The sequence below is a fragment of the Variovorax sp. YR752 genome (assembly GCF_943372545.1).
Genome location: NZ_CALRZC010000001.1, coordinates 69,567 through 91,413 on the forward strand (window position 1 = coordinate 69,567; position 21,847 = coordinate 91,413).

General features: G+C 69.0%; 16 protein-coding genes. 8 read left to right on the forward strand and 8 right to left on the reverse strand.

Annotated features, from left to right (window positions below; all coding sequences use genetic code 11):
• Window positions 1–155 precede the first annotated feature (155 nt).
• The 5 genes from AAG801_RS00320 (at window position 156) to AAG801_RS00340 (ending at window position 9,080) form a co-directional block, all read left to right on the forward strand.
• Window positions 156–3,689: a transglutaminase family protein gene (locus AAG801_RS00320; protein WP_341886630.1), complete on the forward strand. Its 3,534-nt coding sequence runs from the start codon at window positions 156–158 to the stop codon at window positions 3,687–3,689.
• 281 nt (window positions 3,690–3,970) lie between these two features.
• Window positions 3,971–6,754, forward strand: coding sequence for a circularly permuted type 2 ATP-grasp protein (locus tag AAG801_RS00325; protein WP_341886631.1), 2,784 nt, complete (start codon window positions 3,971–3,973; stop codon window positions 6,752–6,754).
• A 46-nt stretch (window positions 6,755–6,800) separates the two neighbouring features.
• Window positions 6,801–7,622 (forward strand): basic amino acid ABC transporter substrate-binding protein, encoded by an 822-nt coding sequence (locus tag AAG801_RS00330; protein WP_341886632.1) that lies wholly within the window; start codon window positions 6,801–6,803, stop codon window positions 7,620–7,622.
• A gap of 16 nt (window positions 7,623–7,638) precedes the next feature.
• Window positions 7,639–8,625 carry a transglutaminase family protein gene (locus tag AAG801_RS00335; protein WP_341886633.1) on the forward strand — a complete coding sequence of 329 codons (987 nt, stop codon included), beginning with the start codon at window positions 7,639–7,641 and terminating at the stop codon, window positions 8,623–8,625.
• The gene (locus tag AAG801_RS00340; RefSeq protein WP_101492354.1) at window positions 8,622–9,080 is read left to right on the forward strand and encodes a RidA family protein; all 459 of its coding nucleotides are present in this window, start codon (window positions 8,622–8,624) and stop codon (window positions 9,078–9,080) included. The genes AAG801_RS00335 and AAG801_RS00340 overlap by 4 nt, the downstream gene beginning before the upstream one ends.
• A gap of 22 nt (window positions 9,081–9,102) precedes the next feature.
• Here AAG801_RS00340 and AAG801_RS00345 read toward each other — a convergent pair whose 3' ends face one another.
• On the reverse strand, window positions 9,103–10,254 hold the full coding sequence (locus tag AAG801_RS00345; RefSeq protein WP_341886634.1) for an ABC transporter substrate-binding protein: 1,152 nt from the start codon (window positions 10,252–10,254) through the stop codon (window positions 9,103–9,105).
• A 167-nt stretch (window positions 10,255–10,421) separates the two neighbouring features.
• Between AAG801_RS00345 and AAG801_RS00350 the strand changes: the two genes are divergently transcribed.
• Entirely contained in the window at window positions 10,422–11,483 is a 1,062-nt protein-coding gene (locus tag AAG801_RS00350; RefSeq protein WP_341886635.1) for a PAS domain S-box protein, read from the forward strand.
• The gene (locus AAG801_RS00355; RefSeq protein ID WP_101492351.1) at window positions 11,480–12,112 is read left to right on the forward strand and encodes a response regulator transcription factor; all 633 of its coding nucleotides are present in this window, start codon (window positions 11,480–11,482) and stop codon (window positions 12,110–12,112) included. Before AAG801_RS00350 ends, AAG801_RS00355 begins: the two co-directional genes overlap by 4 nt.
• Window positions 12,113–12,130: 18 nt before the next feature.
• On the opposite strand, the gene AAG801_RS00360 is transcribed toward AAG801_RS00355, so the two are convergent.
• Complete coding sequence (locus tag AAG801_RS00360) at window positions 12,131–13,885, reverse strand: carboxylesterase family protein (protein WP_341886636.1); 1,755 nt, start codon at window positions 13,883–13,885, stop codon at window positions 12,131–12,133.
• A 210-nt stretch (window positions 13,886–14,095) separates the two neighbouring features.
• Here AAG801_RS00360 and AAG801_RS00365 point away from each other — a divergent pair, with 210 nt between their 5' ends.
• The gene (locus tag AAG801_RS00365) at window positions 14,096–15,103 is read left to right on the forward strand and encodes a CbrC family protein (protein WP_341886637.1); all 1,008 of its coding nucleotides are present in this window, start codon (window positions 14,096–14,098) and stop codon (window positions 15,101–15,103) included.
• A gap of 34 nt (window positions 15,104–15,137) precedes the next feature.
• Here the strand turns inward: AAG801_RS00365 and AAG801_RS00370 are convergent, their stop codons facing one another.
• The 6 genes from AAG801_RS00370 to AAG801_RS00395 form a co-directional block, all read right to left on the reverse strand.
• Entirely contained in the window at window positions 15,138–16,142 is a 1,005-nt protein-coding gene (locus AAG801_RS00370) for a hypothetical protein (protein WP_341886638.1), read from the reverse strand.
• Entirely contained in the window at window positions 16,139–16,930 is a 792-nt protein-coding gene (locus AAG801_RS00375) for a hypothetical protein (RefSeq protein WP_341886639.1), read from the reverse strand. Before AAG801_RS00375 ends, AAG801_RS00370 begins: the two co-directional genes overlap by 4 nt.
• A gap of 240 nt (window positions 16,931–17,170) precedes the next feature.
• Window positions 17,171–17,830, reverse strand: a complete 660-nt coding sequence (locus tag AAG801_RS00380) for an aspartate/glutamate racemase family protein (protein WP_341886640.1) — start codon at window positions 17,828–17,830, stop codon at window positions 17,171–17,173.
• A 47-nt stretch (window positions 17,831–17,877) separates the two neighbouring features.
• A complete protein-coding gene (locus AAG801_RS00385; RefSeq protein ID WP_341886641.1) occupies window positions 17,878–19,332 on the reverse strand; it encodes an MFS transporter in 1,455 nt (484 codons plus the stop codon).
• Window positions 19,333–19,599: 267 nt separating this feature from the next.
• A complete protein-coding gene (locus AAG801_RS00390; protein WP_341886642.1) occupies window positions 19,600–20,631 on the reverse strand; it encodes an acyl-CoA dehydrogenase family protein in 1,032 nt (343 codons plus the stop codon).
• 23 nt (window positions 20,632–20,654) lie between these two features.
• Window positions 20,655–21,845 carry an acyl-CoA dehydrogenase family protein gene (locus AAG801_RS00395; RefSeq protein WP_341886643.1) on the reverse strand — a complete coding sequence of 397 codons (1,191 nt, stop codon included), beginning with the start codon at window positions 21,843–21,845 and terminating at the stop codon, window positions 20,655–20,657.
• Window positions 21,846–21,847: the final 2 nt, after the last annotated feature.

Sequence of the window (21,847 nt, forward strand, 5' to 3'; positions counted from 1 at the left end):
GCCGCGACCGACCTTCAGACACCTCTGAAACCATGATGCAAACCCTCCCCCAACTCGCGCTCGATGGCGCGTTAATTGCTTGGCAACTGGGCTAGTATGCGTCTCACCAGAGACATCTTTTCGATGCAACCTCGCTGCACTGCACGCCCCTACGCATGTCCATTCACGCCGCACTCCACCACGTCACCCACTACACATACGACCGCCTGGTGCAGTTGGGCCCGCAAGTCGTGCGACTGCGCCCCGCGCCCCATTGCCGCAGCAATGTGATCTCGTATTCGCTGCGGGTCGAACCGGCCGAGCACTTCGTCAACTGGATGCAGGACCCGTTCGCCAACTACCAGGCGCGGCTCGTGTTCCCCGAAAAAACGCGCGAGTTCAAGGTCACGGTCGACCTCGTGGTCGAGATGGCGGTCTACAACCCCTTCGACTTCTTTCTCGAGCCGCAGGCCGAGAACTTCCCGTTCAAGTACACGGCCTCGCAGGCCGAAGAGCTGGCGCCCTACCTCGTGGCCGACCCGGTCACGCCGCTGCTGGAGGCCTACCTCGACAAGGTCGATCGCAAGGAGCAGCGCACCATCGACTTCCTGGTCGGCATCAACCAGCAGGTGCAGCAGGACGTCAACTACCTCATCCGCATGGAGCCCGGCGTGCAGACGCCGGAAGAAACGCTCACCAATGGCAGCGGCTCGTGCCGCGACTCGGGCTGGCTGCTGGTGCAGCTGCTGCGCCACATGGGCCTGGCCGCGCGCTTCGTCTCGGGCTACCTGATCCAGCTCACGCCCGACGTGAAGGCCCTCGATGGCCCGAGCGGCACCACAGTCGACTTCACCGACCTGCACGCCTGGTGCGAGGTGTTCCTGCCGGGCGCCGGCTGGATTGGCCTCGATGCCACGTCGGGCCTCATGGCCGGTGAAGGCCACATTCCGCTGGCCTGCACGCCCTCGCCGTCGAGCGCCGCGCCCATCGAGGGCGGCGTCGACGAATCCGAGGTCGAGTTCAGCCACGAGATGAAGGTCACGCGCATCTACGAATCGCCGCGCGTCACCAAGCCCTACACCGAAGAACAATGGGCCGAGGTGCTCGCGCTCGGCGACGCGGTCGATGCGCGCCTGAACGCCGGCGACGTGCGCCTCACGATGGGCGGCGAGCCGACCTACGTGGCCACCAGCGACCGCGACGCGCCCGAATGGAACACCGACGCGCTCGGCCCCACCAAGCGCGGCTACGCCACCGAGCTCGTGCACAAGCTGCGCGCCGAGTACGGCCAGGGCGGCTTCCTGCATTTCGGCCAGGGCAAGTGGTACCCGGGCGAGCAGCTGCCGCGCTGGGCACTGTCGATCTTCTGGCGCGCCGACGGCCAGACGCTGTGGCACGACCCCGAGCTGTTCGCCGACGAGCGCGTGCCCACGCACTACACGAGCGAAGACGCACGCCGTTTCACCACCGTGCTGGCGCACAAGCTGGGCCTCACCGAGCGCTACATGCAGCCCGGCTACGAAGACACCTACTACTACCTCTGGCGCGAACGCCGCCTGCCGGTGAACGTCGACCCCTTCGACTCCAAGCTCGACGACGAACTCGAACGCGTGCGCCTGCGCCGCGTGTTCACGCAGAAGCTCGACGCAGTCATCGGCTACATGCTGCCCATCGAACCCGGCAACGCGAACAGCGACACGCCCGCGCTCGCCGGCCCCGGCTGGAAGACCGGCCCCTGGTTCCTGCGCGACGACCGCCTGTTCCTGATCCCGGGCGATTCGCCCATGGGCTACCGCCTGCCGCTCGACTCGCAGCCGTGGGCCAGCAAGGGCGACTACCCCTACCTCATCGAGCGCGACCCGACCGCGCCGCGCGGCGCGTTGCCGAGTGCCTCCGACTACCGCGCGCGCTATGCCACCGCCACCACGGCAGCCGGCGCCGAGCTGGGCGACGTGCCCTACACCTTCGGCACGCCGCCCGTGGTGGCCGCGTCGCTGCGCATGCAGAGCCCCGGCGATGCGGCGAAGGGCGATGCGGCACATGGCGATGCAGCAGCAGCAACGGCCGCTGATGCCGCGAGTGCCTCCGCCACACCCGCCACGCGCCAACCGTTGCGCGGCGAATCCGCCCACTGGGTCACGCGCACCGCACTGTGCGTCGAGGTGCGCGACCCGCGCCGAGCCAACGGCCCCGCGGCCGAGAAGAAGGGCAGCGCCTCGGGCGTGCTCTACGTCTTCATGCCGCCGCTCGCGCGCCTGGAGGACTACCTCGACCTCGTCGCCGCCATCGAAGCCACCGCGAAACAGCTCGGCGTGCGCATCGTGATGGAAGGCTACCCGCCGCCGCGCGATCCGCGCCTGAAGATGCTGGCCGTGACGCCCGACCCGGGCGTGATCGAAGTCAACATCCACCCGGCCCACAACTGGAAGGAACTCGTCGACCACACCGAGTTTCTCTACAACGCCGCGTTCGAAACGCGCCTGTCGGCCGAGAAGTTCATGACCGACGGCCGCCACACCGGCACCGGCGGCGGCAACCACTTCGTGATGGGCGGCGCCACGCCCGCCGACAGCCCGTTCCTGCGCCGGCCCGAGCTGCTGGCCAGCCTGCTGCTGTACTGGCACAACCACCCGTCGCTGAGCTACCTGTTCTCGGGCATGTTCATCGGCCCGACCAGCCAGGCGCCGCGCGTCGACGAAGCACGCAACGACCAGGTCTACGAACTCGAAATTGCGCTGAAAGAAATCGCCAAGAACCGCGAGATCTATGGCCAGAACATGCCTGCGTGGCTGGTCGACCGCACGCTGCGCAACATCCTGATCGACGTGTCGGGCAACACGCACCGCAGCGAGTTCTGCATCGACAAGCTCTACTCGCCCGACTCCAGCACCGGCCGCCTCGGCCTGCTTGAACTGCGCGCGTTTGAAATGCCGCCGCATGCCCGCATGAGCATCGCGCAGCAGCTGCTGATTCGCGCCCTCGTCGCGCGCTTCTGGGACGCGCCCTACCAGGCGCCCGTCACCCGCTGGGGCACCGAGCTGCACGACCGCTTCCTGCTGCCGACCTTCGTCAAGATGGACTTCGACGACGTCATCAGCGAGATGCGCCAGGCCGGCTTTGCCTTCGATGCCGACTGGTTCGCCCCGCACTTCGAGTTCCGCTTCCCGCTCGTGGGCCAGATGCAGTCGATGGGCGTGGAGCTGTCGCTGCGCAACGCGCTCGAACCGTGGCACGTGATGGGCGAGGAAGGCTCGGCCGGCGGCACGGTGCGCTATGTCGATTCGTCGCTGGAGCGCATCGAGGTGCGCGTGACCGGCCTGAACGAAAGCCGCCACGTCGTCACCGTCAACGGCAAGGTGCTGCCGCTGCAGCCCACCGGCGTCACCGGCGAGTTCGTGGCCGGTGTGCGCTACAAGGCGTGGAACCCGCCCTCGGCGCTGCACCCGAGCATCCCGGCCCACGCACCGCTGACCTTCGACCTCGTCGACACCTGGATGAAGCGCTCGCTGGGCGGCTGCCAGTACTTCGTCGCCCACCCGGGCGGGCTCAACTACGACACCTTCCCGGTCAACGCCTACGAGGCCGAAAGCCGCCGCCACTCGCGCTTCACCCGCATGGGCCACACGCCAGGCCTGCTGCGCACGCCACCGGCCACCATCGACCTGCCGGGCAGCCGGGAGTTTCCGTTCACGCTGGACCTGCGGCGCTGATTGAAGATTGAAGTGGACTCTGTTCGCACGCAGCACTTATTTCTGCTGCGCGCGTTCGGGGTCTTCTTCTCTTCAGCGACAACACGCCTTGCCCGGTGAGCACCTAAGGTGCTGTGCGTCGACTACTGCGGCCGTTGTTTGACGTCACAGTTTGTGACCTCAAAGCTGCCCACTCCCTGGACGCGAGCTATGCCTGAAATCGGCCAGAAACCGCTCGGCCTTTCGCTGGACCGCTTCGCGCGCCCAAGCCCCGGTGACGGTGATGTGACAATCCCCCCCCTGTGGAACCCCTGAACGAATCCCTGTTCGACGCCCAGGCCCCGGAGCATCCGGCGGCGCTGGCGTCTTCGCTCGCGCCGGCGGCGCTGCCTGGGCATTTCGATGAATTGCGCGGGCAGGCGACGCCTGCGACGCCCTCGCGACCGGTGTCGGGCGCGGCCCCGGCGCCCGCCGCGGCACCGCTGCTGTACGACGCCGCTGGCGAGCGACCGGCTCCATCGCAATCGCAATCCCAGTCACAGTCCCCCTCGTCCTCCCAATCCCAGTCGCAGGGACCGGAACCCTCCTCTTCCAGCGACCAGCCCCCCCTCACCCCCGCCTGGAACGCCTTCTTCGAACAGCTCGGCCCCGGCGGCTTCAACGACCTGCCGCGGCGTGCGGTCAGCCTCGAGCGGCAGATCCGCGACAACGGCGTCACCTACAACGTGTACGCCGACGCCAATGGGCCGCAGCGGCCGTGGTCGCTCGACCTGTTCCCGCTGATCGTCTCGCCCGAGAGCTGGGCGCAGATCGAAGACGGCGTGCAGCAGCGCGTGCGCGTGCTCGACCGCGTGATGGCCGATGCCTACGGCCCACAGCAACTGCTGGCAGAGGGCCTGCTGCCGCCGGCGCTGGTGCGCGGCCATCCGGGCTATCTGCGCGCGCTGCACGGCGTGAAGCCGGCGGGCGACACCTGGCTGCACATCGCCGCCTTCGACCTCGCACGCGGCCCCGACGGCAACTGGTGGGTGGTCTCGCAGCGCACGCAGGCGCCTTCGGGCCTGGGCTACCTGCTGGAGAACCGCCTCGCCATCGCGCGGCAGTTCCCGCAGGCCTTCGAGGCGCTGCAGGTGCAGCGGCTGGCCGCCACCTACAGCGCCATGATGGAAGGCCTGCAGCGCATGTGCCCCTCGGGCTCGCCGCCGCACATCGCGCTGCTCACGCCCGGCCCGTACAACGAGACCTACTTCGAGCACGCCTACCTGGCGCGCTACCTCGGCCTGACGCTGGTCGAGGGCAGCGACCTCACGGTGCGCGACCAGCGCGTGTACCTGAAAACGCTGCAGGGCCTGCGCCCGGTGCATGGCCTCATCAAGCGGCTCGACGACCAGTTCCTCGACCCGCTGGAGCTGCGCCCCGACTCCACGCTCGGCGTGCCGGGCCTGCTGCAGGCGATCCGCGCGGGCAACCTGCTGGTGGCCAACATGCCGGGCTCGGCCTTTCTTGAGTCGCCCGCGCTGCTCGGCTTTTTGCCGGGACTGGCGCTGCGGCTCATCGGCGAGAAGCTCAAGCTGCCGGCGCTGCCGACCTGGTGGTGCGGCGAACGCGCCTCGCTCGAAGCCGTGCTGCCGCAGCTGGGCGAGAGCGCCATCAAGCCGACCTACCCCGGTTTCGAGGGACGCGCCAGCTTCGACGCGGTGCTCGGCAGCCAGCTCGGCCGCCGCGAACTCGACGAATGGGCCGGGCGCATCGTGCGCGAGGGCGACGTCCACACGGTGCAGGGCTACCTGCCGCTGTCGCAGATGCCGACCTGGGCCAGCGACCTCGGCCCCGGCCACATCGCACCGCGCGCGCTGATGCTGCGCGTGTTCGCAGTGAGCGACGGTCCGCAGTCGTGGCGCGTGCTGCCCGGCGGGCTCGCGCGCCTCGCAGGCCCCGATGCGCAGATCGCTTCGATGCAACGCGGCGGCAGCAGTGCCGACGTCTGGGTGCAGACGCACGGCGAGGTCGACCGCACCACGCTGCTGCAACCGCACGCCACGCCGGCTTCGCTCGCGCGGCACCGCGCGCCGGTCACCAGCCGCGCGGCCGAGAACATGTTCTGGCTCGGCCGCTACACCGAGCGCGCCGAGAACGCGGTGCGGCTGGCGCGGCTCACGCTCAACCTGCTGGGCAGCGAAGACCAGTCGTCGCGCCCGCTGCTCGAATGGCTGCACCGCATGGCGGTGCGCAATTCGCTGGTGCCGGCCGAGGCGCCGGGCAGCGCGCCATCACAAGACACCACGCGGGCGACGCATTCGCGCCGCGTGTTCGAACGCGCACTCATCGCCGAGCTGGGCGACGTCGACGACGGCGGCAGCGTGGGCTACAGCCTGCGCAGCATCCGGCAGGCCGCGGCGGCCGTGCGCGAACGGCTGTCGCAGGACAACTGGAACCAGATCGTGCGCGCCGAAAGCGACTTTCTGCGGCGCGCGGCCGAGCAGGCCGGCGAAGGCAGCTTTGCGGCCGGCGCCGCCTTGCGCGCGCTCGAATCCGCCAGCACCGCATTGGCCGCCATGACCGGCGCGCAGACCGACCGCATGACGCGCGACGACGCGTGGCGGCTGCTGTCGATCGGCCGCCACATCGAACGGCTGGCTTTCTTGTCGAGCGCGCTCGAGGCCGGCTTTGCCAACGGCGCCGTGCACGAGGTGAGCGGCTTCGAGGCCATGGTGGCGCTGTTCGACAGCACCATCACCTTCCATGCGCGCTACCAGCAGCGCCGCGACGTCGCCACGCTGGTCGACCTGCTGGTGCTCGATGCCGAGAACCCGCGCTCGCTGGCCTGGGTCACGCAGACGCTGCGCGGGCGCATCGCGCGGCTCGCAGGCAGCGCGCCGGGCAAGCTCACGGCCCTGTCGTACGAGCTGCCCGACCCCGCCACCTGGACGCTCGAACACCTGTGCGCAGCCGGCCCCGGCGCCGACTACCCCGCGCTGGTGCAGCTGCTCGCCACCTGCGAGACGGCGGCGTACCACGTGTCGGACGCCATCGGCACGCGCTACTTCACGCTCACGTCGGAATCGCTGCGTTCCGTCGGGGCCTGATTCCGCAGACACACACATACAACGATATTTCGAAGGAGGCATTTCCATGCCAGGCATCGCCCTCAACCGCCGTCTCACACTGACCGCCGCCAGCCTGCTGGTCGGCCTCGCGCTCGCCGGCTGCGGCAAGCAGGAATCCACCGCGCCCGCGGCCGCATCGGCACCACCGCCCGCTGCCGCGCCGCGCGTGCTGGTCGTCGGCACCGACGCGGCCTACACACCCTTCGAATCGCAGAATGAAAAGGGCGAGGTCGTGGGCTTCGACATCGACGTGGTGAAGGCCGTTGCGCAGAAGGCCGGCATCGAGGTGAAGTTCGTCAACACGCCGTGGGAAGGCATCTTCAACACGCTCGACCTGGGCGACCGCGACCTGCTGGTGTCGGCCATCACGATCACGCCCGAGCGCCGCCAGACGATGGACTTCTCGCAGCCCTACTTCGAGGCCCGCCAGCTCATCGCCGTGAAGAGCGATTCGACGGTCACGAAGTTCGACGACATCAAGAAGCTCAAGGTCGGCGTGCAGAACGGCACCACCGGCGACGAGGTGGTGGGCAAGCTGCTCGGCAAGTCGAGCACCGACATCAAGCGCTTCGAGTCCACGCCGCTGGCGCTCAAGGAACTCGAAGCCGGCGGCGTGCAGGCCGTGGTGGCCGACAACGGCGTGGTGGCGCACTACCTGGCCAACAACCCGGGCGGCGGTTTCAAGACCGTGAGCGACGCCGGCTTCTCGGCCGAGCAGTACGGCATCGCCGTGAAGAAGGGCAACGCCGAGCTGCTCGCGAAAATCGACAAGGGCCTGGCCGACATCAAGGCCGACGGCACCTACGCCAAGATCTACGCCGCGCACTTCGGCGCCGAATCCAAGTAAGCAACAGGCCCGCGCGATGCTGCTGCACGTCACCCACGAAACGCGCTACGCGTACGCGCCGGCGGTCGAGACGGCGCAGCACCTGGCGCACCTGCGCCCGCTGGCCACCGCGTCGCAGGAGCTCGTGAGCCACCAGCTCACGATCGACCCCGCGCCCGCGCAGCACACCGAAGTGCCCGACCTGTACGGCAACACGCGCGCCTTCTTCGCGCTCGAAGCCACGCACGACCACCTCATCGTCACGGCCGAGAGCGTGGTGAAAACGTCGGAGCCCGTGCTCTCGCCTGCCGTGGCGCGCGAGCTGCCCTGGGAGACCGTGCGCGAGCGCTTCCGCTTTCGCAAGGACGCGCCGTTCGACCCCGCCTCGGAGTTCGTGTTTCCCTCGCCGTACGTGCCGCGCCATGACGACTTCGTCGCCTACGCGCGCGCCAGCTTCGTGCCCGAGCGTCCCACCTTCGACGTGGCGATGGACCTCACCGAGCGCATGTACCGCGACTTCGCCTACGACGCCGACAGCACCGAGATCAACACCCCCGCCGTCGAAGCGTTGGCGCAGCGCAAGGGCGTGTGCCAGGACTTTGCCCACATCCTCATCGCGTGCTTTCGCGCCATGGGCCTGCCGGCACGCTACGTGAGCGGCTACCTGCTCACGCAGCCCCCGCCGGGCCAGCCGCGCCTGGTGGGCGCCGACGCCTCGCATGCGTGGGTGTCGGTGTATTTGCCTGGCGAGGGCGAAGGCCCCGAGAGCGCAGGCGGTTGGGCCGACTTCGACCCCACCAACGGCCGCCAGCCCGGCGAGGACTACGTCACGCTCGCCATCGGACGCGACTACTCCGACGTCTCGCCGATGCGCGGCGTACTGCATGGCGGCGCACGCCACACGCTGCATGTCGGCGTGACCGTGCAACCCGTGGGGGAAGTGGTCGCGTTGCCGCAGTCGCCGGCGCAAACACAGACACAATCACACCTGTCACCGTTATCCCCAGATCAGGAGTCTTCATGAGCGTTTACGACAAGCTTTCCAGCCTCGGTATCACCCTGCCCCCGGTCGCCGTGCCCGCGGCCGCCTACCTGCCCTTCGTGCAGACCGGCAACCTCGTGTTCCTGTCGGGCCACATCGCCAAGAAGGACGGCAAGCCGTGGGTGGGCCAGCTCGGCGCCAACATCACCACCGAAGAAGGCAAGCTGGCCGCACGCGCCATCGCCATCGACCTGCTCGGCACGCTGCACGCCGCCGTGGGCGACCTCAACAAGATCAAGCGCATCGTCAAGCTGATGAGCCTCGTGAACTCGGTCGGTACCTTCACCGAGCAGCACCTGGTGACCAACGGCGCGAGCGAGTTCTTCGCCGAAGTGTTCGGCGCCGAAAAGGGCGCGCATGCACGCAGCGCCTTCGGCGTGGCACAGGTCCCGATGGGCGCCTGCGTCGAGATCGACCTGATCGCCGAGATCAGCTGATCTTCTTTGGGGCGGCTCAGCCTCAATGAATGAGCCGCCCTCCGTTGCCGATCATCGAGAGCGTCACTGGATGCGGACGCACCCCAGGGTCGTCGCCTCCCGACACCGGAATCCCCTCGATCTCACGCCGCAGCATCAGCTTCATGGCGTCCTGCATCGAGCGACGTGGTGAAGCGGCCAGCGCCGTGCGCGCCGCCTCCACCGTCACCATCGCCACCACATACCCTTCCAGCGAAAAGTAGCTGAACTCGTCGCGGCCCATGTGGCTGCGCATGTCCTGCTGGTAGCGCTGCACCAGCGGCGACGTTGCCAGGCGCGGGTTGGGCATGACCTGCGAGATCACGGTGCCGCGCGCCGCCGGGCCCACGCTTTTGGCGAGCGCTTCGCCGTTGACGATCGAGAGCATGTACGGCGTCGGCCGTGCGATGCCAGCCTCCGCCGCCAACCTCGACAACAGCTTCACCCCGCACGGCGTCACGCACAGCGCGAACAGCGCATCGGGCTTCGCCGCACGCACGCTCGCGGCCAACGCAGCACCGTCCATCTGCGCCAGCGCCACGCCCTGCTGCCCCACGAGTTCGATGCCTGCGCCGCGCAGCGCGATCTCGAGCGCAGCAAACGCATCGCGCCCCAGCCCGTCGTCCTGCCAGACCGCGAACGCGCGCCGCTGCCGCACCGACACCGCCTGCGCGACGAGCTGACGCACTTCGTCCGCATAGCTCGCGCGCAGGTGATAGATGAGCGAGCGCTGCGCGCCGTGCAGCGCCGAGGCGCCGGTCATCGCGCCGATCAGCGGCGTGCCCGCCTCGCGCATCGTCGGATAGGCCGCGTCGATGTGCGAGGTGCCGGCCGACAGGCCCAGCGCATCGACCTTGTCCTGCACCACCAGCTGCCGGATGTTCTGCGTGTGGCGCTCCACCGAGTAGCCGTCGTCCAGCGCGCGCCACACCAGCTTGTGGCGCCCGAGCAGGCCGTCGCGCTGCGCGCGCGCGAGGTAGGCGTCGATGCCGTCCTTCACGTTGCGCCCGGCCTCGCCGAGCGGCCCGCTCAGCGGCAGCGACTGCCCCACCACGATCTCGTCGGCGCGGCCCGGCAGGCCGAGGAAGAGAAGACCCAGAAGCGCAAGCCAGCGGTAGACCATCGTCGTGTCGTCCTTGCCAGCGTCGCCGGCCATGGGGCAGCCTGAAGCAGGCGGGCCCCGATCTTGGCGGCGCACCGCACGCCGCGGCCATCGGACATTTCCGGCCGACGCTACGGGGAACCGTGCTGCTCGCAAACCCTCGGGCGCGGGGTGCGTGGCGCGGCCCGCGTCCTATCATGCAGCGCGCCACCGCCCACCCCATGATCGATCCCGCACCCGAGCGCCTGCCGGACATTCCCTTCGACACCATCGTGGAACAGATGGTCGCGGGCATCTACGTGATCCAGGACGATCGCTTCGTGTACTGCAACGCGACCTGGGCCGGCATCGCCGGCTACACGGCCGAAGAAGCGACCGGCATGTCGCTCGCGCAGATCGTGCCGCCCGACTTCCTCGAGGTCGTGCGCTCGCGCATCAGCGCCCGGCTGGCGGGGCTGCCGCCGAGCATGCACTTCATCACGCGCGGCCTGCACCGCGACGGCCGCGTGCGCTTTGTCGAAGTGCACGGCTCGCGCATCACCTACCGTGGCCGCCCGGCCGTGATGGGCGTGGGCGTCGACGTGACCGAGCGCGTGCGCCACGAGGAAGAACGCCAGCGCTCGCGCGAGCAGCTGCAGGCGCTGGCCGCCTACACCGCCAACAAGCTCGAAGAGCAACGGCTGGCGCTGTCGCGCGACGTGCACGACGTGCTCGGCGGCATGCTGACCTCGATCAAGATGGACGCCACGCGCATCCAGCGCCGCGCCGACAACCCCGAGGTGCAGGCGCTCACGCAGGGCCTCATCGCGCTCACGCAGCAGACCATCGACACGGTGAAGCAGATCTCCGAAGCGCTGCGCCCCAGCGCGCTCGACCACCTCGACCTGTCGGTGGCGCTCGCGAACGAGCTGCAGGCCTTCACGCGGCGCTCGGGCGTGCCGCATTCGCTGGACGCCGACGCGCCCGCGCTGCGCCTCGCGCCCAAGCACGCGACCGCGGTCTACCGCATCTTCCAGGAAGGCCTGACGAACGTCTCGCGCCATTCGCAGGCGCAGCACGTCGATGTGCGCTTGCGCGTGGAAGGTGAGCGCCTGCGGCTCACGCTGCACGACGACGGCTGCGGCTTCGACGTCGACGCGCCCGAGGGCAGCGCGCTCGGCCTGTTGAGCATGCGCGAGCGCGCACGCGAGATCGGCGGCGAGCTGCACATCCGCTCGGCGCCCGGCGCGGGCACGCGGCTCGCGCTGAGCGTGCCGCTGCACCAGGAGAGCAGCGCCGCATGATCGACATCCTGATGGTCGACGACCACACGATCTTCCGCTCGGGCCTGCAGCGCCTGCTGCTCGACGAGACCGACCTGCGCACCACGGCCGAGGCCGGCAACGGCGCCGAGGCGCTCGAGCTCGTGCGCCAGCGCCGCTTCGACGTGGTGCTGCTCGACATCAACATGGAAGGCCGCAACGGCCTGGAGGTGCTGGCCTCGATGCGCGCCGCGCAGCCCGCGCTGCCGGTGCTCATGCTGTCGATGTACGCCGAGGAACAGTACGCGCTGGTCGCCATCCAGGCCGGCGCGCGCGGCTACATCGCGAAAGATGCGGAGCCCGCCGAGCTGGTGCGCGCGATCCGCTGCGTGGCGGCCGGTGGTCAGTACCTCAGCGCGCGCGCCGCCTCGCAGGTCAGCGGCCAGCTCGAAGGCCGCGACGACCGCCCCGCGCACCAGCGGCTCACGGTGCGCGAACACCAGATCATGCTCATGATGCTCAAGGGCATCTCGCTCACCGCCATCGGCGACGAGATGCTCATCAGCGTGAAGACCGTGAGCACGCACCGCAGCAACATCCTCGACAAGCTGGGCGTGGCCAGCACGGCGGAGCTGGTGCTCTATGCAGTGCGCCACGGGATCATTCAGTAGATCGATCGCTTCAGGAACTCAGCGTGTGCCGTTGCGCAGCGGATCGACGGAGTCGGGCAGCGCATTGAAGTCGATCTGCTGGAACAGAAACTCGCGCTGCTGCGGCGACAGCAGCGAGTAACGCGGCCAGAAGAACAGGTAGTCGTCGGCCGACATGCGCGGCTGGTTGTCGAAGACCATCCGCTTGCTGCACAGCAGGCACACGAAGTTGGTCCAGTTGTTCCAGGTCGTCTGGCCGTCGAACATGCGGCTCGGTGCGCCGTAGCGGGCAAAGCTCGCCGTGTGGCCGATGAACTTGTCCGACAGCGCCTTGCGGCTGCTGGCGTTCGCGGGGCTCCAGGCAAAGCGCATGAAGTTCGGCTCGTCGGTCACGAAGTTGCCGAACAGCGCCGCCACGTCGATGCCATGGAACGCGCCGAAGGTGTCCTTCCAGGGCTGCGGCGTGTCGTCCCAGTTGTAGTTGTAGCGGTAGATGTCGCCGTTCTGCAGGCGCAGCACGCGGATCACGTTGTCGATCACGTTGTCCAGCGCGTAGCTGATCACTTCATGGGTCTGCGTGTAGATCGGCTGGAACTCAGGCTTGATCAGCTGATTGAAGGTGACCGTGCCGGGCGCCGCGTAGTTGGCGAGGTTCCAGAACTCCTGCTGCGACGGCTGGCCCATGCCGAACAGGAAGGCGAAGTAGGAGCCCTCGTCGTGCGTGGAGCCGATCATCAGCGGCATCTTGTTGTAGTTGCCCGCGAGCAGGCCGGGCAGCCCGCTCGCGCGGATCACGGTGCCGTCGGTGAAGTGGCCCGGCACCACGGGGCTGGGCGTGAACTTCATGATCTGCGCCGCGCTCGCACTGCGCAGCAAGGCGGCGATGTCGGCCTGGCTCATGGTCAGGCGCTGCGCCGCGGCCTGCAGCGCGGTCGAGGCGCGGCCGGTGTCGACCAGCAGGCTGTCGATGAGCGAGTCGGCCGCCAGCGTGCCCACCACCGGCGGGTAGGCGTTGGGCACGCCCGACATGCACACCGCGCGATGGAACTTGCCGTCGGCCAGCGGCGACTGCAGCAGGCCCCAGGTGTTGATGCAGCCGGCCGACTGGCCCGCCACCGTCACCAGCCCCGGGTTGCCACCGAAGGCGCGGGCGTTGGCCTTCACCCAGTCGAGCGCACGCACGAGATCGAGCGTGGTGAAGTTGCCCGAATCGTCCAGCGCGTTGCCGGTCTTCATCGCCGGGTGGTTCAGCCAGCCCAGCATGCCCATGCGGTACTGCACCGTGACCACCACCATGTTGGCCTTCTGTGCCAGGTAGGCCCCGTCGTAGGCCGGCTCGCGCGCCGAGCCCTTCGTGTTGCTGCCGCCGTGGATCCAGAAGAACACCGGCAGGTTCTCGGCGCTGGAGTTCGGGCGCCACACGTTCAGGTACAGGCAGTCTTCGGTGCCCACGGGCTGGCCGAAGGTGGCCGGATCGGGCTCGCCGAAGGGGTTGCCGACCTGCGCGCACATGCCGGCCAGCGTGGTCGCGGCGCGCGCGCCGGTCCACGGCTGCGGCGGCTGCGGAGCGCGCCAGCGCAGGCTGCCGACCGGCGGCTGCGCGAACGGAATGCCCAGGAAGGCGTGCGTGTTGTTGGCGGCAACCTTGCCGTAGATCTGGCCGGCGTCGAGCGCGCGCGTGAGGCTCTGGTTGTAGGCGGCCAGCGCGGGCGCCGCGAGCACGGCGAGCGTCCACAGGACCGTGGTGCGAAGCAGCAGGCGGATGAGGCCTGCGAAAGAAGGGCAGCGATGCATGGCGGTTGTCTCCTCGAGGTGGATGCGGCAGGCTCTGACGGCCAGGGTCATGCATCGATTCTCGTGAGCACCCTGCCCCGCCGCCTCGGTGTCATCGGAGGGCCGCAGCAAGAATCCGCCGATTGACATCCGGGCCGCAAAGGGCCATGCAAGGCCGGTCATCCGTTCGGCATACTCGACGGCGTCCCTTCGTTGCCTTGCCCCATCGCCATGCATTCACACGACGCGCCTCCCGCCCCCGACAACGCCCTGCGCGCACTGGAAGAAAAGCTCGGCACCGCCCTGCCCCCGGCCCTGCGCGGCTGCTATGCCACCGCCAACGGCGGCCGCTTCGGCGATCCGCAGCGGCGCGATGCCGAGTGGCAGCTGCACCCGGTGCGCGACAGCAGCGACCGCAAGCAGCTCAAGCGCACGGCGGAAGACGTTCTGCACTTCACGCAGATCGCGCTGCGGAACACGAGCTTTCCGCGCCACGGCCTCAGCATCGCGCACCACTACACGATGAGCCGCCAGCTGCTGGTGTTGCGCGACGAAGCCACTGGCGCCCTCGGCGACGAGATCTTCCTGTTCGAGGCCCACACCGCCCGATGGTCTGCGCCCTACGCGAGCGACCTGCGTGCGGCCATGGCGCAGCAGCGAATCCCCGAAGCCGTGCAGCCCGACCCGTCGCGCGCGCTGCCGGTCTTCCGCTACTACGCAGACCCCTTCGCATCCGGCGTGATGCGCGCGGCAAGCGACACCTGCGAATGCTGCGACCAGGCGACCGGCTACATCTACGACGGCAGCTTCTACGCCGTGGGCGATGCCTCGCAGTTCTGCCCCTGGTGCATCGCCGACGGCTCGGCCGCGGCGAAGTTCGATGGCGAATTCAACGATGCCGCCTCCGTCGGCATGGGCGAGGTCGCGCTGCCGCCGGCGGTGGTGGACGAGGTGTCCCGGCGCACGCCCAGCTTCTTCAGCTACCAGCAGGAGCAGTGGTGGGCGCACTGCAACGACGCGGGGTGCTTTCTCGGCGAGATCGAGCATGTCGACCGCGCGCTGCTGGCCTCCGAGTCGGCGCGCGCGTTCAAGCAGGACATGCAGGCACACGAACAGCTGCCGACCGAGGCCGAGTGGCAGTGGCTGCTTGCCACGCCCTCGCGCGATCGCCACGCCGCCGTTTACGTGTTCCGCTGCCTGCACTGCGGCACGCTGGGCGGCTACAGCGATTGCAGCTGAGCCGCCGGGTTCGCAGCAGCGGCTGTTGCTGTTGCTACTTGCGCTTCCAGCTCGCCACGGTGATGAACACGCCGGTCTCCTTCGCGTCGCGCAGGCGCACGCTGTAGCGGCCCGCGCCGTCGGTGCCGTTGAAGACGACCTCGCGGCCCTCTTCGTCCAGCGTGGCGCCCTTGGTGAGTTCGCGGTAGGTGTCGACCAGCTTGGCGATCGGCTCGTAGCTGCGCAGCGTGACCTCGGCATCGGGCAGCTGCGCTTCGGGGCGTTGCGAGCGCTCGTAGGCCGTGCGCATCGGCAGGCCAGCCAGGCCCTTGGGCAGCACGATCTTGCCGGCGCTGGCCGAGCTGTTCACCTCGGCCGTCTGCACGAGCATCGGATGCAGCGACGCGGGGAAGCCCGGCGGCAACTGCGCGACGCGCCAGCCCGGCACATTGGGCTGGCCGGTGATGTATTCGACGCTCGCGATCTTCTGCGCGGCGGCCACGTCCGCCGGATCGTCGCTCTCGGCCATGGCCGCGAGGTACGAAGGCAGCTGCTTGCTCCAGGCCACCAGCGGCGCGGCGTCGGCCTGGCTGGCACCTGCGTGCTGAAAGACCGACAGCACGGTCTGCGGCAAGGGGTTGCACACCTTGGGGTCGTCGCGCTTCGCGGCCGCGCGGCAGTGGCCGTTGACCAGCCCCACCGCCTGCACGCGGCCGTCGGCATCGATCAGCATCGCCGCGCGCTCTTCGCCGTGACCACCGCCGCTGACGGACGCAATGACCTGGCGGCCGTCGGGCCACACGGTGCGCGTGACGTCGAACTTCGAGCGCATGCCTTCGAGCAGCTGCTGCGCGATCAGCGTGTCGGGCTCGGTGTAGCTGCCGCGCGCGTAGCCGACCAAGCCGATCACGGCGCTGCGGATGCGCGTCTGCTCGCTCAGGCGCAGTGAGGGCGGGGGCAGCTCCGTCGTGACCGGCGCGGCGGCGTCTTGTGCGTGGGCGGTGAGCGCGCAGGCGAACACCAGCGACGCAAGCGTCGACTGAATCAAGGTCTTCTTCATTCGGAAATTTCCACTTCGATGTTCGTGATCGCGGGCATGTCGCGCGGGATCGTCGTGCTGACGGAGAAGCTCAGGCCGTTGCGGCTGCCGGCGATGAAGCCGTTGCTGGACTCGATGTCCTTCAGCGGCGGCGACAGCTGCTTGTAGAACGCCAGCACCTGCTCCGGCGTATCGACGGTCTGCAGGCGCAGCACGCGCTTGGCCTTGGCGTCGCTCAGCGCGTCTTGCGCGGTGCCGTAGATCAGCGCCTTGGGGTACAACGGCACCTGCGCGGAGAAGGCCTTGTTGGGCCGCACGATGGGCCGTGCCGTGGTGCGCGCGGCGTCCATCGTGACGTACTCGGTGGTGGCGATCTTCTCGCCCACGCCCTCGCCGCCCTGCATGCGGTCGGGAACCTGCTGGCTCCACGCGACCAGCGGTTGCGCCTTGGTGCGGTCGAAGCCGGGGCGCAGGAAGATCGAGAGCACGGCGTGCTGATCGTCGAGACAGCCGCTCGACGACGAATCCTTGCCGCAGCTGCGATGCACCAGCGCGGCAGCCAGCACGTCGCCGCTGCGGTCGTCGACCAGCACGGCCGCGCGCTCGCCGCCGTCGTAAGGCCGGCGGTACGACGAAAGCAGTCGTTGGCCGTCAGGCAGCGCCTGCTGCTTGCGGTCGGGGCGCGAGGCCAGGCCGGAGATCAGCTGCTCGGCCAGCAGGCCTTCGGGCCAGTAGTACGAGCCCGAAGCCATGCCGGCGAAGCGCGTCACGGCAAGGTCGAGTGCGGGGGCCTGGGATGTTTCCTTCACGCGCTCGTGGTTCGGTACGAGGACGAGTTGGGGTGTCGCATTCTGTTGTGCGACAGCGCCGAAGGAAGAGAGAAGAACGAAAGCGAGGAAAGCGGAACGCGGTCGAAAGTGAGGCATGAAAAAAGAAAACGAACGATGCGGCTTGCCCGATGTTTGCGAGCAAGTGTGTCGTTTGATTCTAGAAGGCGTTCATTGCCACAACGCCTCGCACCTCATCGACGCGAGCGCGAAAAGATCACGTCACGGCGTGACCGCGAGCTTCGAACACAGCAGCCGCATCGCGGCGCCGATCGGTGCGATCACCGGCACTTCGAAGCGCGGTGTCAACGCGAGTGCGGCCTGCCCGAGTGGACCGCCACCGATGATCACGGCCTGCGCGCCGTCGTCGTCGATGCAGCGTTGCACGGCCTGCGCCAACGCCTCTTCGAGCGCGTGCGCATCGGCCGCGAGCGCAAGCGGATCGCCCTGCGTCAGGCGGATGCCGCTGTACTGCGCGCGCAGTCCGAGCGCCGCGGCACGCGCCTCGATCGGCACCACGAGATCGGGCGTAACGGTGGCAATGCCGAAGCGCCGGCCGCCCTCGCCCGCCGCGAGCATCGAGGCTTCGGCAATGCCGACCACGGGCACGCCGGCTTCGCGCCGCAGCAGCTCCACACCGGGGTCGCCGAAGGCGCTGACGATCACGCCGTCCCAGCCCTCGCCCGCTGCCGCGCGCCATACCTTCAGCACCTCGAACGCGGCCGCGTTCAGCTCGTCTTCGTTGACGATCATCGGCGGGCCCTGCATCGCCGTGCGGCCGGTCACGCGGCAACCGGCGGGGGCTTCTGCGGACGCGATGCCGACCATCATGTCGGTGGTCGCAACGGATGCGTTGGGGTTGATGAGCAGGATGTCGGGCATGCGGAAAGGCGCTTTCTTTTGGCTTGGGAGATCGGTCGTTGCGCGGCTCAGTTCGAGCGGGCCAGCGTCGCGTCAGGCGCACGCGCTTCAGGCTCGGCCTCACCGGGCAACGGCAGCGCGTCGGGCGACTGGCCGTAGGTCTCGGGCACGCACTGCACGCTGATCACGAACACCGCATACATCGCGGCGGCCAGGCCGAACACGCCGACGAGCCCGAAGCTGTCGAACAAGCGGCCTGCCACCAACGGCATCAGCGCGCCTGCCGCCGTGCCCGTGGCGAGGATGAAGGCCGTGCCGAAGGCGCGCACGCGCGTCGGGTACAGCTCGGGCGCGAAGATCCAGATGGTGGTGTTCAGCAGCAGCACGAAGAACTGGAACACCGCGCCTGCAATGAGGATCACGACGATGCTCTTGGCCACGAAGCCGATGGTCAGCGCCGCGAGGCAGGCGCACACGGCGCCGGCCGTCAGCACGCGCTTGCGCGGAAAGTGAAAGCCCAGCAGCGACGCCGCAATGGCGCCCAGCAGGCTGCCGCCCTGCATCACCATCGTGAACAGCAGGCTCTTCGACATGCTGTAGCCCAGCGTCACGAGGATGGTCGGCATCAGCGTGAGCACCGAGATCTGCGCGCCGTAGGTCATCCAGATCGTGATGCACAGCGGCACCGTGCGCCGCGCCAGCGCGCCGCGGAAGATCTCGGTCACGCGCACCTTCGGCCGGGCGGCCTGCGCGAGCGTGCCGTCGTCGGTGATGTATTGCCTGGGCGCCGCCGGCTTGCCCGACAGCCGCCCCGAGGCGAGGCGCGACAGCACGGCATTCGTTTCCTTCACGCGGCCTTGCGACAGCAGGAAGCGCGGCGTCTCGGGGATGTAGCGACGATAGAACGCGCCGAGCAATGCCGGCACCATGAGACAGGCGAACAGCCAGCGCCAGGCGTTGTCGCCCGGGAACATCCAGAACACCAGCAGGCCGAAGCCCGGTGCGAGGAAATTGCCGAGACCGCCCGCGCCCACGTTCACCATCCCCACGGCCGTGCCGCGGAACTTGGTCGAGCAGAACTCGGCCAGCATGGTCACGGCAATGGCGATCTCGCCGCCCAGCCCGAAGCCCACGACCGCGCGGCCCAGCGCCATCACCGTGAAGTTGGGCGCCATCGCGCAGATGCCCGCGCCGAGCGTGAACAGCAGCAGGTCGATCGACAGCATCACGCGGCGGCCGTAGCGGTCGGCGACGAAGCCCGAAATGATCCGCCCGATGGCCGCGCAGGCAAAGGTGACGGTGTTCAGGAAGCCGATGTCCGACGCGCTCAGCCCCCACTGCTCGCGCAGCATGGGGCCGACGATGCCCACCGCGTTCTGTTCGAAGGCGTCGAACAGGCAGCCGATGAGGATCAGAAAAATGATCGTGTGGTGCGAGCGCGTGACGCCGATGGTGTCGAGCGCGCGATCGAGCTCGGCGACTCGGGGCGAGTCGGGCCCGGAAGAGAGTGCAGGTCCAGCCATGAGAAACCTCTGAAGAAGGAATGAAGTGCTTGCTTGCGCGTGGCAGCCCGATGTCGCGGATCGCATCGTAGGCGGCTGCGCGCCTGAATGGCATATGGATTTCACCTATTTTGAATAATTGAAATTCAGATTTCATTCAATTGCGAGCGTTTGCAAGCTTCATGCCGGCTGTTTTCCTCCTTCGAAAGTCGGCTGCCAGGTGCCAACGCACGAACGCCCGCTGCAGGCGCACCTGCAACGGGCGTTCGCGCACCGGCGCGGGGCGGCTCAGGCCAGCGCGAGCGCCTCGACCTGGCCCAGCGCACGCGACGCGCCGCCCAGGCGCGTCGCCAGGTGCTGCGCGCGCTTCAGGTACAGGTGCGCGTCGTGCTCCCAGGTGAAGCCCATGCCGCCATGCACCTGGATGGCCGTGCGCGTGGTCTGCTGCGCGCCTTCGATGGCCGTGAACTCGGCCGCGGCACAAGCGAAGCGCCAGTCCGGCAAGCCGCCGTCGAGTGCGGCGGCGGCGTAGCGCACGGCCAGGCGCGCGTTGTCGACGCCCATCCAGGCATTGGCGAGCTGGTGCTTGATGGCCTGGTAGCTGCCGATGGCCTTGCCGAACTGCACGCGCTCGCGGGCATAGGCACAGGCGAGGTCGAGCGCAGCTTGTGCGGTGCCGACGAGTTCGGCAGCGAGCGCAAGGCGATGGACGGCGCGCACGCGGGCACGGGCTTCGGGAGCGATGGGCAGCGTCTCCCATCCGAGTGACGGCGCGGGAGTCGCCGGCGCTTGTCGCAGCGTGGGGTCGAGCGCATCGGATGCAACGCCCGCGGGCATCGGCTGCAGCGCCACGCGCAGCGGCACTGCGTCGTCGTGCCAGCCCTGCACCACCACAAGATCCGAAGCCTGCCCCACGTGGTCGATCCAGCCGTCACCCTCCGCGACGCAATGGAAGGCACGCTCACCCGCCATCGCCGCGCGCACCCAGTCGCGCAACGCATCGGGCGCGGCGTCGCCACACGCCTGCAACCACAGCGGCAACAGCACCGCACTACTGGCCAGCGGCAGGTTCAGCAGCTGCTGGCCGGCGGCCTCGGCCACGATGCAGGCCTCGCTCATGCCGAGCCCCAGGCCGTCGTGCGCCTCGGGCACCAGCAGTGCCATCCAGCCCATGCCGGCCATGTCGACCCACAGCGACTGCTGCGTTGCATCGGTCCAGGGCAAGGCACTCCGTGCGCGCGTGAGCGGGTGGTGGTCGGCGAAGAAGCGGTGGGCCGACGCGTGCAGCATCTGCTGCTCGTCGTTCAATGCGAAATCCATGGCGGGTCGTGTCGTCGTCGTTTTCAGTTCTTGGGCAGGCCCAGCATCTGCTCGGCCAGGATGTTGCGCTGCACTTCGGAGGTGCCCGCCAGGATGGTTTCGGCGCGCGTCCACAGGTAGTCGCGCACCCACGCCGCGGCCTGCGGGTCGGCGCCCGTGGGCTCGGGGCCGGCCAGCGCGCGCTCGCCCAGCACTTCCATGGCCGTGGCGAGCAGCTTCTGGTGCGACTCGCTCCAGTGCAGCTTGGTCGACGAGCCCTCGGGACCCGGCGGCCCGCCGCGCATCGCGTGCGTGAGCGCGCGGTACGACTTGAGCTTGAGCACGTGGCTGTCGACCGCCAGCCGCGCGAGGTCGCGCCGCAGGTGTGGGCAGTCGAGCGCGGGGCGTCCGCCCTTCTGCACACTGGCCGCCAGCCGCGTGAGCGCGCCCAGCTCCTGCGTGAAGCGGACCTGGCGCGGAATGAAGTAGGTGCCGCGCTCGAAGCTCGCGGCGGCCATCGCCAGGCGCCAGCCGCCGTTCTCTTCACCCACGAGTGCGTCGAGCGGCACCTTCACGTCGTCGAAGAAGACCTCGTTGAAGTCCGACTCGCCCGTGATCTGGCGGATGGGTTCCACGCGCACGCCGGGGCTCTTCATGTCGACCAGCAGGAAGCTGATGCCCTTGTGGCGTGCGGCCGCGGCGTCAGTGCGTGCGAGCACGAAGCAGTAGTCGGCAATGTGCGCGAACGAAGTCCACACCTTGTGCCCGTTGAGCACGTAGTGGTCGCCGCGCCGCTCGGCGCGCGTGGACAACGCCGCCAGGTCGGAGCCCGCGCCGGGCTCGGAGTAGCCCTGGCACCAGATCTCGCGGTTGCTCAAGATGCCCGGCAGAAAGCGCGCCTTCTGCGCCTCGCTTGCGAAGTGGATCAGCGTGGGCGCCAGGATGCCGTGGCCGATGATGTTCACGCCCAGCGGCGCGCCGATGCGGGCCTGCTCCTCGTGGAAGATGGCCTGCCGCGTCAGCGGCCAGGCCTTGCCGCCGTGGGCCTCGGGCCAGCCCAGGCCCGACCAGCCGGCCTGGCACACGTGGTCTTCCCAGGCGCGGCGCCAGCCCAGCTCGTTGGCGTCGGGCGCGCCCCCGGGCCAGGCCGCGACGAAGCGCGGATAGTGCGTCTCGAACCAGTCGCGCAACGTGAGGCGGAAGGCTTCGTCTTGCGCCGAGTAACCCACTTGCATGC

Bases quoted from the DNA above. Each gene is read 5' to 3' on its own strand.
- AAG801_RS00340 (WP_101492354.1), top strand. From the start codon at position 8,622: ATGAGCGTTTACGACAAGCTTTCCAGCCTCGGTATCACCCTGCCCCCG.
- AAG801_RS00390 (WP_341886642.1), bottom strand. From the start codon at position 20,631: ATGGATTTCGCATTGAACGACGAGCAGCAGATGCTGCACGCGTCGGCC.
- AAG801_RS00355 (WP_101492351.1), top strand. From the start codon at position 11,480: ATGATCGACATCCTGATGGTCGACGACCACACGATCTTCCGCTCGGGC.
- AAG801_RS00380 (WP_341886640.1), bottom strand. From the start codon at position 17,830: ATGCCCGACATCCTGCTCATCAACCCCAACGCATCCGTTGCGACCACC.
- AAG801_RS00395 (WP_341886643.1), bottom strand. From the start codon at position 21,845: ATGCAAGTGGGTTACTCGGCGCAAGACGAAGCCTTCCGCCTCACGTTG.
- AAG801_RS00350 (WP_341886635.1), top strand. From the start codon at position 10,422: ATGATCGATCCCGCACCCGAGCGCCTGCCGGACATTCCCTTCGACACC.
- AAG801_RS00385 (WP_341886641.1), bottom strand. From the start codon at position 19,332: ATGGCTGGACCTGCACTCTCTTCCGGGCCCGACTCGCCCCGAGTCGCC.
- AAG801_RS00320 (WP_341886630.1), top strand. From the start codon at position 156: ATGTCCATTCACGCCGCACTCCACCACGTCACCCACTACACATACGAC.
- AAG801_RS00330 (WP_341886632.1), top strand. From the start codon at position 6,801: ATGCCAGGCATCGCCCTCAACCGCCGTCTCACACTGACCGCCGCCAGC.
- AAG801_RS00370 (WP_341886638.1), bottom strand. From the start codon at position 16,142: ATGAAGAAGACCTTGATTCAGTCGACGCTTGCGTCGCTGGTGTTCGCC.
- AAG801_RS00345 (WP_341886634.1), bottom strand. From the start codon at position 10,254: ATGGCCGGCGACGCTGGCAAGGACGACACGACGATGGTCTACCGCTGG.
- AAG801_RS00365 (WP_341886637.1), top strand. From the start codon at position 14,096: ATGCATTCACACGACGCGCCTCCCGCCCCCGACAACGCCCTGCGCGCA.
- AAG801_RS00360 (WP_341886636.1), bottom strand. From the start codon at position 13,885: ATGCATCGCTGCCCTTCTTTCGCAGGCCTCATCCGCCTGCTGCTTCGC.
- AAG801_RS00335 (WP_341886633.1), top strand. From the start codon at position 7,639: ATGCTGCTGCACGTCACCCACGAAACGCGCTACGCGTACGCGCCGGCG.